This window comes from Haladaptatus sp. (assembly GCF_049589095.1).
Lineage (GTDB): Archaea > Halobacteriota > Halobacteria > Halobacteriales > Haladaptataceae > Haladaptatus.
Genome location: NZ_JBAWAC010000610.1, coordinates 18,958 through 31,772, shown reverse-complemented (window position 1 = coordinate 31,772; position 12,815 = coordinate 18,958). Strand labels below are relative to the sequence as shown.

Sequence of the window (12,815 nt, the reverse complement as noted above, 5' to 3'; positions counted from 1 at the left end):
GCTCCGTATCGGCGCCATAATTCTCGTCGCCTTTCTCGTCGGTGCGTTCGTCGACGAGGCCATCGGTGCATTGATTTCGAACTACTCTACCGGTTTTTCGGATGAACACGTCACCCGAACAGCGTCGAGTAGAGCAACCAGATGTTGAGGACGATGATGAGCGCGATGACGATCCCGAGCATGCTCGTCGTTCGCGACGAGTTGCGGAACGAACCCATGATTCCCTCCTCCCGGGTGAACCAGACGAGTGGGATGAGGACGAACGGGAGTTCGAAACTCAGCGCGACCTGCGAGGTGACGAGCACCGACGTCGGGTCGAACCCGGCGATCACGACGGCCAAACTTGGAATGAGCGTGACTGACCGTCGAATCCAGACGTTGATGTTGAGGTCGAGGAAGCCGTCCATCACCGTCTGTCCGGCCATCGTCGCCACGAGCGACGAGGAGAGTCCGGCGGCGATGAGGGCGATACCGAACGCCAAACTGGCTTGTCCACCGAACACTCCATCGAGCGTGACGTACGCTTCGTTGAGGGTCTCGATGCCGGTGCCCTGAAGCGCGGCCGCCGCAACGATGAGCATCGCCGCATTGACGAACATGGCCCCGAACAGCGCGATGACGGTATCGACGCTTTCGAGGACGAAGTGACGCCGGTGAACCTCTTCCGTATCTCCTTCGTCCTCGATGAGACGGCTCCGACGATCCTGGACGATGTACGGGTGGAGGTAGACGCTGTGAGGCATCACGGTGGCACCGAGTATCCCGATAGCGACGTATAGTGCGCTCGCATTTGGGATACTCGGTGCAAGCCCGCTCGTGATCTCTCCTGTAGTTGGTTGCGCGAGCGCCATCTCGAAGATGAACGCGATCGAGATGACGCCGACCAGGGACATGATGAGTAGTTCGACCCATCGAAATCCGCGTTTGTGCGCGGTTCTGACCCCGAGAAGCGCGAACGAACTGATTCCCGCTAGTATCGCGCCCGCCCAAAGTGGAAGTGAGAAGATGAGGCTGAAACCGATGGCTGCGCCGATGATTTCCGCCATATCCGTCGCGATCATCGCGAGTTCTGCAGCAGTCCAGAGTACGAGGACGACAGGCCGGGGCAATCGCTCCCGACAAAGCTGTGCGACACCCTTCCCTGTTGCGATACCGAGTTTCGCCGCGACTATCTGAATTCCCATCGCCATGAAACTGGCGAGGACGATGACCCAGAGGAGCGCTGATCCGAACTTCGCACCGCCCGAAATGTTCGTGGCCCAGTTACCGGGGTCCATGTACGCGACACTGATGATGAATCCCGGTCCGAGGTATGAGAGAACTTCCCGAAAGGAGTATTTCATCACATCATCTCCCCGTTGTCAGCAGAGAATCCCGATCGCTCGTTCGTTACTCGCGACATGGTATTCCAACTCCCCGTTTTTGATCCATCTAATTCTTTGTTTAGCGTGCTCAAATATAACTCTGATGTCTTCCCCGGTATGTTGCGGGATTCTCCCGACAGCATCAAAATTTTGTTTACTTCGGTCGCTCAGCCGTCGGCGCTACCGATTCGAACCGTGAGGACGGGGACCTCCGAGCGACGGATAACGTTTTCGGTGACGCTGCCGAGCATCCCTCGCACGACCCCGCTTCGACCGTGAGTTGCGATGACGATGAGACGAATCCCGTTCTCGATGGCATACTCGACGATCGTTTCGTGGGGAACCCCTTTGAGGACGTGGCCTTCGATGGCGAGACCTTGCTCCCGTCCCTCCTGGACGATTTCCTCGATGAGCGATTCCCCCGGTGGGTTGTGAACGTCGGTGAGAACGTTGTCGAGTCCAAGCGGACTGTTCGCTGTATTGAGTACGTACACCACGTGGAGCGTCGCGTCGAACTGTGCCGCCAACTCGAAAGCGTGCTCCAACGCGATGGCTGACCTGTCGTTTCCGTCGGTCGCCACGAGTATTTCCGTGTACATCCCCACTCACTCGTTTAGGGTTACTATTCGTTCCTTTGCGTGATATACTCTCACATTCTATGTAGTCGGACGGTTGTGAACTTTTCTCTCATTTGGTAAAAACCGACGACTCATGCCTGCTTTCCGGTGAACAGTCCCGTCCGAAGGGAACCCTTTTGGCCGTCCCGGATGTCGTACGAATTAATGTTCGGAACCAGCGGAATTCGCGGCCCTGTCGGCGAAGTAGTCACTGGAGACCTCGCGTTGTCGGTCGGTCGAGCGCTCGCCTCGACCGGCGTCGAGCGCGTCGTTATCGGACGTGACCCCCGCGACAGCGGACGATTCCTCGCGGATGCACTTTCGGCCGGTCTCCGCGAATGTGGTACCGATGTCGTGATGCTCGGTCTGGCCTCGACGCCTACTGTCGCTCGAAGCGTTGAGTGGCAGGACGCCGATGCGGGCGTCTCCATCACCGCATCGCACAATCCAGCGACGGACAACGGAATCAAACTCTGGAACCCGTCCGGTCAAGCGTTCGATGCGGACCAACGCGCGGAAATCGAATCCATCATCGAGGACGAGGCGTTCGACCTCGCAAGCTGGGACGAAACTGGCGAAGAAACACACTGGAATGGGGCACACGACAAACACGTCGAAACCCTCGTCGAGGCCGTCTCGCCCGCTGATCTCTCCGTCGTCATCGATGTCGGGAACGGTGCTGGTGCGGCCACCGCCGACGCCCTCTACGAACTCGGCTGTGACGTGGAGACGTTGAACGCTCAACCCGACGGTCGTTTCCCCGCACGTCCGAGCGAACCGACGGCGGAGAACTGCCAGTCGCTCTGTGATCACGTTACGGCAATCGGCGCGGACCTCGGCATCGCACACGACGGCGATGCCGACCGCATGATGGCCGTGGACGAAAACGGCGACTTCATCTCGGGCGACGTGCTGCTCACCCTGTTCGCACGCCAACACGCCAGTGAGGGCGAAACGATCGCCACGCCGGTCGATACCAGCCTCATCGTCGAAGACGTCCTCGCTGAACAGGGCGCGGACGTGGTTCGAACGCAGGTCGGTGACGTGTACGTCGCCGAGCGCGCCACCGAACCCGGTGTCGTCTTCGGCGGCGAGCAGTCCGGCGCGTGGATTTGGGCCGACCAGACGCTCTGCCCCGACGGTCCCCTCGCGGCCTGCCGCCTCGCCGAACTCGTCGCCGAAAACGGGTCGCTGTCGGAACTCGCGGCCGACGTCGGCGAGTACCCCATCCGCCGGAAGAACGTCCACGTCGAGGACAAGGTCGGTCTGATGGAATCCCTCTCGGCCGCCGTCACCGAGCGCTATGACGACGCTACGACCATCGACGGTGTGCGCGTATCACTGGACGAGGGCTGGTTCCTCATCCGCGCCAGCGGCACCGAACCGCTGGTTCGCATCGCCGCCGAAGCCCGCGATCCCGACGCCGCCGACGAGGTGTTCGAGACGGCCGACGCCTTCGTGGCCGAGTACGCGGAATAACGGTTTCGACGGGTGGATGTAACGGTCTGCTCGATACATTGCACTTCCGCAGTTCCTAGTTGTGGGCCGATAGAGGAACCTTACCGGAACTCCGGAAGTACGGTGTATCTGTCCGAGTTAACTCCGGAACTTCGGTGTACATCGAGTATCGAAGAGTGACGAATGAGTTTGGCGAAAAGCAGAGGACATGTGGTGTGGGTGAAGCTCTTGCGCCCGAGAACTGAGAAGTGTGATTGCGACGAGACAGACGAAATGTACTTACCCTCATGGGAATTGATCACGCGAACACAGCCGACATCCAATATTAGTCGAATAAGGAGTGTACGTTTCGTGTGTCCCCCAGCCGAATTCCTACTTAATTCCGCACTTCGTCTGTCTCGGACACACGAAATGACCTCTCTCACTCCTACCAAATCCACCTGCCAATCCTCCCGCGAAGACAGACGAAATGTACTCTCCCCTTCGACGACCACCATCGGACGCCCATAGCCGTCGCTCTCAACTTCGATGCGCAGAAGGATGTGGATGAAAGTGGATGACAGCTGTCCCTGCCGACGTCTGCCACGGCGACGACGGGACGTTTGTTACTATTCAGCGATACTAGTAATAAGTTTTGGCTCGGCCGATATTGCCACTTTCAGGCATTTACACATATCTGACTGATTGTTCTTTTTCACCGTCGAATTCGTCCGTTTATGTGGCGACTAGCCACGCGTTTACTCACCTGATAATAATATTCTTCCCGTGTGACCTCCGGACGATGTCTACGACCGACTGGAGCGTTCGGTATCTTTGGCTCGCAATTCTCAGCGTGTGCGGGGTGGTTGGTGCATGGATCGTCGATAGTACGTTCGTCCTCTCGGTTGCGTACGTAACTATCGTGGCGTTCGCACTGCTTGCTCTGTTTCACGCGTATCGACTCCGGACTCGTGCCCGTTCGTATCCGCAAAAAATAGACCGCGTTCCATGACACTACCTTCGTCGATTACTCGACGGTAACGCTTTTCGCCAGATTTCGCGGTTTGTCTATCGGACGGCCCAAATTCTTCGCCGCGTAGTAGGACACTAGCTGCAACTGGATGTTCGCCAGCAGTCCCGCCCAGACGGTGTGGGTCTTGGGGATTTCGAGGAATGCATCGGAGATCTTCTCCGAATCGTGGCCTGCACACGCGACCGAGACGATGGGTGCGCCGCGTGCTTGTGCTTCCTTGGCGTTCTGCAGCGTCTTTTTGTCCTTCTCGCCGTTGAACAGCGCGAATACGGGGGTATCCGGCGTTACGAGTGCAAGCGGTCCGTGCTTCAGCTCCCCGGAGGCGAACCCTTCGGCGTGCTCGTAGGTGATCTCCTTGAACTTCAGTGCCCCTTCTTTTGCGACGGCGTTGTTCAGCCCTCGACCGATGAAGAAGAACGCCTCGCTGCCAGTGTATCGGCTGGCGATCCGTTTGGCGTTCGTGGTGTCGAGCACTTCCTGAACGTGCTCGGGCAGTTTCTCCAAGTCGCGGAGAAGGTCAGCTTGATCCTTCGGTGGGGTTGCCGTCTCCATGTCCTTGGCAAGCCGTAGCGAGAGGAGCGAGAGCATGACCGCTTGCGAGGAGAACGTCTTGGTGGCGGCCACACCGATCTCCGGTCCGGCTCGGATGAACAGCGCGTCGTCGGACTCACGGGCCGCCGTCGAACCCATCACGTTCGTTACGGTGACGGTTCGTGCACCCTTCTCTTTCGCACCTCGCAGTGCGCTGAGGGTGTCTGCCGTTTCCCCGCTCTGGGTAACGGCGACGACCAACGTGTCCTCCGTGATGGTGCTGGCCGACGAATCGACGTACTCGCTCGCTCGGAACGCCTGTGCACGGATTCCACACTGATTGAGGAGTTGCTGTCCGTACAGCGCGGCGTGATACGACGTCCCGCAAGCGACGAACTGAACGTCGTCTACATCGGCGAACGTCCCGTCCGGGAAGTCTTCGAGGCTGATTTCCCCGTCCTCCACTCGTCCTTCGATGGTGTTGGCGAGTGCGTTCGGTTGGGTGTTGATCTCTTTGAGCATGTAATGCTCGTAGCCACCTTTGCCGGCGTCCTCGGGGTCCCAGTCGATCCGTTCCACGTCACGAGTGACCATGTTCCCGTCGAGGTCGGTCATCGTCACTCCGTTCGGTTCGAGGATGGCGACGTCGCCGTCCTCGAAGTAGACGACCCGGTCAGTGTGGTCGAGGAACGCGGGCACGTCGCTGGCGAGGTAGTACTCGTTGCTATCCAGCCCGAGGATGAGCGGCGATCCCTGTCGGGCCGCGTAGATGGCGTGAACGCCATCGACGATCGCTGCGACCGCGTAGCTGCCTTCGAGGTCGCGAATGGTTTGGCGGAACGCGTCTTCGATGCTCGACGCGTCCTCGAGATAGTATTCGAAGAGGTGTGGAATGACCTCGGTATCGGTATCACTCGTGAACTCGTAGCCTTCTCCCTTGAGCCACTCTTTGAGCTCGTTGTAGTTCTCGATGATACCGTTGTGAACCACGGCGACGTTTTCCGTCTCGCTCGTGTGAGGGTGAGCGTTTTCGTCGGTTGGTGGTCCGTGCGTGCTCCATCGAGTGTGACCGATCCCGACGTTCCCCTTCGGGACGCTCCCGACGATGGTGTCTTTCAGTTCGGAGATCTGGCCCGAACGCTTGTAGACGGATATCCCTGACCCGTTCTGGACGGCGACCCCGGCCGAATCGTAGCCTCGATATTCGAGGTTTTCGAGTCCCGTAACGAGCTTCGTAATCGCATCCCCTTCGCCAATACGGGCGATAATTCCACACATCCTACGTCTCCTCCGTTTTTCTTGTGGACTGCTCGTACTGTCGTTCCGAGCTGGCACGCCCCGTCGTATCGTGAAGCAAGCCAGAACGAACTGTCGCACGTCCGTCTATTGTGTCAAGGTAGTTCATGGGTGTGTCCTATAGGCCCCGCCGTCCCAACTGCTGGAAACGACTGGCTCTTGTCTTCGACATTTCTCCCTACCCCCATTACTATAGACTGATTAAGGGGGTATCTTAGCAGGAATGTAAACCGAATGTATTTGATTTTGATACAGCTCTACTCTGTTTAGATGTGTCTTTATAATGTTGTATATTTTGATATTTTGACGCCGAACTACCCGTTGACTAGCGGTTTCAACAGTCTCTACTGCGGTTTTTCGGACGTGCTATTCGTTTTTCCAGGTTCCTGTCCGTAGAGGATGACGATGTTCTTCCGGCCGATGTTTATCTTACTCACCTGTTTTCTGTCTTCCATCTTCGAAAGGAGGCGACTTACCTTCGATTTCGACCACCCCGTCCGCTCGATGATTTCCCCCTGTGGAAGCCGACCACCGTTCTCTCGCAGGAGTTTTAAGACGCGATCAGCGTCTGTCGTCACTTTTCCATCCTGTAGGTGTGGCTCGGGTTTGGGCTCTCCGTCCCGATTGCTCTCGCCCCCGAATAGCGTCGGTAGCCATTCGGTTCCGTTCCGCTGAACCAACAGCGCCATCCCGACGAGTAAACTCAAGAAGACGAGGTACAGGCCGCCAGTGAGAACGCGACTGTTCGGGTTCGTTCCGAAGCTGTGTTCGAATCCATCACTCAGTCCATCGCCGTCGGTATCTCGCTTCAACGGATCCGTCCCGAGTTCTTTCTCCTTTCCGTCAGCCAGTCCGTCCCCATCGGTATCTACTTTCGTCGGATCGGTCCCGAGTTTCCTCTCTTTTCCATCTTCCAACCCATCCCCGTCGGTATCGGGTTTCATCGGATCCGTGGCACCTGCGACCTCCACGCTGTCGTTCAGTCCGTCCTTATCGCTGTCCGCCATCGTGGGTTTGGTCGTGCCGTTCACCTCCGAAACGTCGGTCAATCCATCACCGTCGGTATCGGCGTTACTGACGTTCGTTCCGAGTTCGTATTCGCGCTTATCGGACAACCCGTCCGCGTCGGTATCCTCCTGAGTCGGATTCGAACCGATGCTTATCTCTTGTCTGTCGCGGAGTCCATCCCCGTCCGTATCCGCTTTCGTCGCGTTCGTCCCGTAGTTGTTCACTTCTTCGCCGTCTTCGAGCCCGTCCTTGTCGGTATCCTTGCTCGTAACGTTCGTTCCGAGCTTGATCTCCTTCTCGTTGGTCAGGTCGTCCCCATCGTCATCGCCTGTCTTCACCATGAGATAGACGGAAACCGTTTGCTGTGCGATGACCTTCTCTCCGTCTTTGACCGTCGCAACAGCGTTCTGTCGCCCACTCGCGTTCGTCAAAATACTCCCGAAGCTGAAATTGATTTGTTGGACGCTGTTAGGGGAGAAGGATACCTCCCGACACGTCTTCGTGCCCGTCAAATTCGTCGTGTCGTTCCCCGGCGTACGGAAATTCGTACACACCTCGTGCGTTCCGGAACGGTTCCCTGTATACACTGTTACAGTTTCGTTGTGTGGTGCTGACCGCCACAAATACGTCATGTTGTCCCCGACTTTGGCAACGCCCGCACCCGCGTACGTAACGCTCTGAATAACGAATTGATTACCTCCCGGTGTTGCACCGGCGGACGCGGTCGGCGCGACGGCGGCGAGGAGTAGCAGGCAGACGGAGAAGATGGCTAGTTGCCTGTTTGTCATGTTGGTGTGAAGTCTAGCTTCCGGTTTCGTAAGGTGAACCGTTCTATGTTTGGTATTTCCGCGCTGAGTATTTTTCCTTTGGGGTTGGATTTCTATTGCTTATACCTTTTGTATTTAGCCTGCCTTACTAGTAGGTTACGACCGAGATTCGTCGGTTCATGGAGATCTGACGAATTCGCAGATGTAAATAAAAGAAAAAATGAGCTGTATTAGTAAAAAACTAATCGGCAAAATATTCCCTATCTCTCGGTCGTTTGGTCGATCGTCACGCGAGTCGCTGTCCAACTGTTAACGCCCAAAACATGCCGAGGATCGCCAGTCCGACCGAACCGGGTGGGAGTATCGCGAACGGGGACAGACCGAGTGTCGCTCCGGCGAGCAGAGTTACGCCGATGCCGGATGCGCCGAGGTAGTAATGTTCCCAGCGAGTTTGCTCGTCATCGCTCCCATCTTCGTCGTCATCCGCCGCAACTGCGGTCGGTTCGAGGTAGTCGTACAACACGTCGGCCATGTCCGTTTTTTCTACGGTCCCGCGACTCTGGTCGTACTCGATGATACCCTCTTCGTCGAGTTTCGGCAGATGGGACTGGTAAAGCGGGATGTACACGCGCTGGCGTTCGCTGGACGTGATCGCCTGAACGGTGCTGTCGTTTTCCCATGCCGCGACCTGTTCCGCGATGTCGCGCATCGATTCCTGTCCGTCCGAGCCGTGTAGATATCGAAGGACGTAACGACGTCGTTCGTTCTGTAGGAGATGGTAGATTTGATCCTCGCTCAGCTCTACGGACGATGTCGTGTCCATGGAGCTAGGTTGTTCTTCGACCTGTTGTGTTGTTGCGCTCATACATGTCCGTTCCTGGGGGAGGTAATAAACGGAGAAGCCGCTCCCGGATGTTGCACCCACTTTCCCGTACTGTTCGTTCTTGTTCGTTTACCATTCAAACCGTTGTATCGGGTTCATAATCTCGCAGTCTTGCGATTATCCACCCGCATATATTTTCATAACATATCGGACCCGTCAGTCACGAAGATCGGCTGACTCGGGGGTGGCTTATCTATTTGCTATTACGCGTGCGTGACTGGTTGTGGATATTATCTATCTACGGATTGTGGTGTGTTATCTTCCCCCTCCCCGCATATCTTCCTACTGAAAAACCGCCATTTTCGGGCATGAGGCCATTAGTCAGTGTATAATAAAGCCCACAGGGTTTGATGGATTTTAACGAGGAAAGTCCGACCGGAGAATCGAAGGAAACTCAACCTCCGCTTTCCCTCGCTGCCGGTCGCTCTGGTATCAGTCGATACCGGGGAGCATTCGAATGGAGGACAATCACCCATGAACTCGACGATAGGAGACATCGACAGCCAGCCGGACTACGCTGGAAGTGATGAGAGCGACGTAACAGAGGCCCGGGAAGCGACGATCTGTGTCGTCGGTCTCGGCTACGTTGGACTCCCGTTGGCAGTCGGATTCGACCAAGAAGGGTACAGCGTCGTCGGCTTCGACATTGACGACAGCAAAGTCGAAACCCTTCGCGGCGGCACTGACACCACGGGAGACCTCGGAGACGAGGCGATCGCTGAGAGCGAAATCACGTACACGAACGATCCCGACGAGATCACCCGTGCGGATTACGTGATGATCGCGGTTCCGACGCCGGTCGACGAAAACGACCAACCCAGCTTCGACTTCGTGGTGGCTGCTGGCAAAACTGTGGGCGAACACATCTCCCCCGACACGACCGTCATTCTCGAATCGACGGTCTTCCCGGGAGCGACCCGTGAAATCCTCGTTCCCGCAATCGAAGAAGCGTCCGGACTGACCTGCGGTGTGGACTTCTTCGTCGGCTACTCGCCGGAGCGCGCAACGCCCGGCGACCCGGAGCACGGTCTCCGCGACGTCGTGAAAGTCGTGGGCGGAATGAACGACGAGGTTCGTGACGATATCGCCGAACTGTACGCGACCGTCATCGACGCGGGCGTTCACAAAGCGGACTCCATGGAAGTCGCGGAAGCGAGCAAAGTGGTAGAAAACGTCCAGCGTGACCTGAATATCGCGCTCGTGAACGAGCTGGCGATGGCCTTCGACAGCATGGATATGGACATCGACACGCGTTCAGTTCTCGAAGCGTCGGGGACGAAGTGGAACTTCCACGACTACCGCCCAGGTCTGGTCGGTGGTCACTGCATCCCTGTTGATCCGTATTTCTTCATCCATCGTTCCAAGCAGGCTGGATTCTCGCCCAAACTCATCCAGCAGAGCCGTGACGTCAACGAAGCCATGCCTGCCCACCTCTCTAACATGATGATAAAGGAGCTGAACCGGGCAGGAAAGACGCTTCGAGACAGTCGCGTCCTCATCCTCGGGCTGACCTACAAGCCGGACGTGGCCGATATCCGCACGTCCAAAGTGGACGGCATCATTCGTCAACTCCAGGAGTTCGACATCGAGACCGTCGGTTACGATCCACACGGTGACAACGAACTCATGCGTGAGAAGTTCGGCATCTCCGTGGAGGAGGACGACGATTTCTCCTTCGACGGATACGACGGCATCGTCCTCGCCACGCCGCATCAGGATTTCTACGATTTCGACTTGGAGGACATGGCTGACCGGATGAACGACGATCCCGTCTTCATCGACGTAACTGGCGCGTTCAACGCCGAGAAAGTACTCGACGCCGGATTCGCTTACCGGAGGGTGTAGATGTACGAAGGGCACACGATAGGCGTCGTCGTGCCCGCGTACAACGAAGAAGGGTTCGTCGGCGATGTTCTCGACTCGCTCCCCGACTTCGTGGATCGTATCTACGCTGTTGACGACGCCTCGACCGACGGTACGTGGGACGAAATTAGAGCACACGCAACCATCGAGCGTGCACCCCGTGCAGGGGAGAGTGACGACGCCGTCAGCGGCGTCGTCGCCATTCAGCACGCGATGAACCGAGGGGCCGGTGCGGCGATCAAAACGGGGTATCTCGCGGCCCGCGAGGACGGGACGGACATCACCGTTACCGTCGATGCGGACGGACAGATGGATCCCGATATAATGACTCGGTTTCTCGACCCGATCGTGGCTGGAGACGCCGAGTACACGAAAGGCGACCGTCTTTCGAACTCGGAACTCCGCAAAGAGATGCCACGATTCCGCCTACTCGGAAACTGGTTGTTGACAGGGTTGACGCGCATCGCCAGCGGTTACTGGAGCATAACAGATCCACAGAACGGATACACGGCGATCTCGTTGCCAGCGCTGGAGGCTATCGACCTCGAAGGAATGTACGAGTACTACGGCTACTGTAACGACATCCTCGTGAAGCTGAACGTCGCCGGCATGCGGGTTGCGGACGTGGATATGCCTGCGACTTACGGTGACGAGGAGAGTAGCATCAAGTACGGTGACTACATCCCGAAGGTGTCGCTCATGCTCCTCAGAAACTTCTTCTGGCGGCTCGGGGCACGCTACCGAACTCACCCGCTCGGTATCGCCTATCTCTTCGGCATCGTCAGCGGGTTGGCAGGGATCGCACTCGGTGTCAGAGCGTTGGGCTCGGTCCTCACCGGGACGAAGAACGACGACGCGCGCAAATCGCTCACGTCGCTTCTCGTCAGCGTCGTCGGAATCATCGTCGGAATCGTCCTCGACAGGAGGGAGAACCCATGAGAGTGTTCGTCACCATTCAGCACCCGGCACACGTCCACTTCTTCCGCAACGCGATCGCGGAACTGGAGGACGAGGGGCACGACGTTCACGTCTTCGCCCGTGAGAAGGAAATGGCGGTCGAACTGCTCCATCGGTACGACATCGACCACGAGGTGCTGGCTGGCACCGCGTCGGGTCTGTCGCAACTGGCACGGGTACAGGCGACCTACGAGGCGCGTCTGCTCCGCCGAGCAGTTCAGTTGAAGCCGGACGTGATAACCGCCATCGGCGGTGTAGCGGCCGCACACGTGGCAACGGCCGTGCGTGCACGCAGCGTCATCTTCTACGACACGGAGCACGCGAAACTCATTCAGAACCTCGCGTTCCCGTTCGCTGACGCCATCTACACCCCCGATTGTTACACGCGTGATGTGGGTTCGAAGCAGGTTCGATACCCCGGTTATCACGAACTCGCGTATCTCCACTCCGACCGATTCACGCCCGACCCAACGGTGGTTGAGGAACTCGGTCTCGATCCCGAGGAAAAATTCACCGTCCTCAGGCTCGTCGAGTGGGGTGCATCACACGACGTGGGACAAGGTGGATTCGACGACGTACGCGATGTCGTCACGCAATTGGAGGACGCCGGTTCGGAGGTGCTCATCACTTCCGAGCGCTCGCTCCCCTCGTCGCTCGAATCACACCGGGCAACGGTCGCGCCACACCGGATGCACGACCTGCTCGCATTCGCCGACTTGTTCGTCGGGGAAGGCGCGACGATGGCGGCGGAGAGTGCCGTCCTCGGCACGCCTGCCATCTACGTTAACACGCTAACGATGGGCTACACGGACGAACTGGACGAGCGCTACGAACTCCTGTTCAACTATCAGCAGGAAGACCGACACGAGCGCGCGCTCGAACAGTCGGTTTCCATCCTCGAAGGGGATACCGACTGGCAGCAACGCCGAGAACGGCTTCTCGATGACAAAGTCGATACGACTGATGTCATTTTGCGCGCCCTCACCGGCCGTTCTCGGGATGCACATGGTCGAACGACACGGCCGGGCGCGGAGGTTTAACTATGATGACGGAACCACC

9 protein-coding genes are annotated in these 12,815 nt (G+C 57.6%); 4 read left to right on the top strand and 5 right to left on the bottom strand.

Features of this window, described 5'->3' with window-relative positions; genetic code table 11:
* Positions 1-110: 110 nt before the first annotated feature.
* Together WBV42_RS19280 and WBV42_RS19275 are read right to left on the bottom strand one after the other, a co-directional pair.
* Positions 111-1,343, bottom strand: coding sequence for an Nramp family divalent metal transporter (locus WBV42_RS19280; protein WP_423987474.1), 1,233 nt, complete (start codon positions 1,341-1,343; stop codon positions 111-113).
* Between the two features lie 188 nt (positions 1,344-1,531).
* On the bottom strand, positions 1,532-1,963 hold the full coding sequence (locus WBV42_RS19275; protein WP_423987473.1) for a universal stress protein: 432 nt from the start codon (positions 1,961-1,963) through the stop codon (positions 1,532-1,534).
* A 183-nt stretch (positions 1,964-2,146) separates the two neighbouring features.
* Between WBV42_RS19275 and glmM the strand changes: the two genes are divergently transcribed.
* On the top strand, positions 2,147-3,460 hold the full coding sequence (gene glmM, locus WBV42_RS19270) for a phosphoglucosamine mutase (protein ID WP_423987472.1): 1,314 nt from the start codon (positions 2,147-2,149) through the stop codon (positions 3,458-3,460).
* Between the two features lie 985 nt (positions 3,461-4,445).
* Here the strand turns inward: glmM and glmS are convergent.
* From glmS to WBV42_RS19255, 3 genes are all read right to left on the bottom strand, one after another.
* Positions 4,446-6,260, bottom strand: a complete 1,815-nt coding sequence (glmS, locus tag WBV42_RS19265) for a glutamine--fructose-6-phosphate transaminase (isomerizing) (protein WP_423987471.1) — start codon at positions 6,258-6,260, stop codon at positions 4,446-4,448.
* 362 nt (positions 6,261-6,622) lie between these two features.
* Positions 6,623-7,717, bottom strand: a complete 1,095-nt coding sequence (locus WBV42_RS19260) for a DUF7343 domain-containing protein (RefSeq protein WP_423987470.1) — start codon at positions 7,715-7,717, stop codon at positions 6,623-6,625.
* Positions 7,718-8,339: 622 nt separating this feature from the next.
* The gene (locus WBV42_RS19255) at positions 8,340-8,918 is read right to left on the bottom strand and encodes a DUF7344 domain-containing protein (protein WP_423987469.1); all 579 of its coding nucleotides are present in this window, start codon (positions 8,916-8,918) and stop codon (positions 8,340-8,342) included.
* Positions 8,919-9,410: 492 nt separating this feature from the next.
* Between WBV42_RS19255 and WBV42_RS19250 the strand changes: the two genes are divergently transcribed.
* From WBV42_RS19250 to WBV42_RS19240, 3 genes are read left to right on the top strand one after another with little or no spacing between them, the layout of a single operon-like run.
* Positions 9,411-10,781 carry a nucleotide sugar dehydrogenase gene (locus WBV42_RS19250; RefSeq protein ID WP_423987468.1) on the top strand — a complete coding sequence of 457 codons (1,371 nt, stop codon included), beginning with the start codon at positions 9,411-9,413 and terminating at the stop codon, positions 10,779-10,781.
* Entirely contained in the window at positions 10,782-11,738 is a 957-nt protein-coding gene (locus WBV42_RS19245) for a glycosyltransferase family 2 protein (protein ID WP_423987467.1), read from the top strand. It begins immediately after the preceding gene.
* Entirely contained in the window at positions 11,735-12,796 is a 1,062-nt protein-coding gene (locus WBV42_RS19240) for a DUF354 domain-containing protein (RefSeq protein ID WP_423987466.1), read from the top strand. Before WBV42_RS19245 ends, WBV42_RS19240 begins: the two co-directional genes overlap by 4 nt.
* Positions 12,797-12,815: the final 19 nt, after the last annotated feature.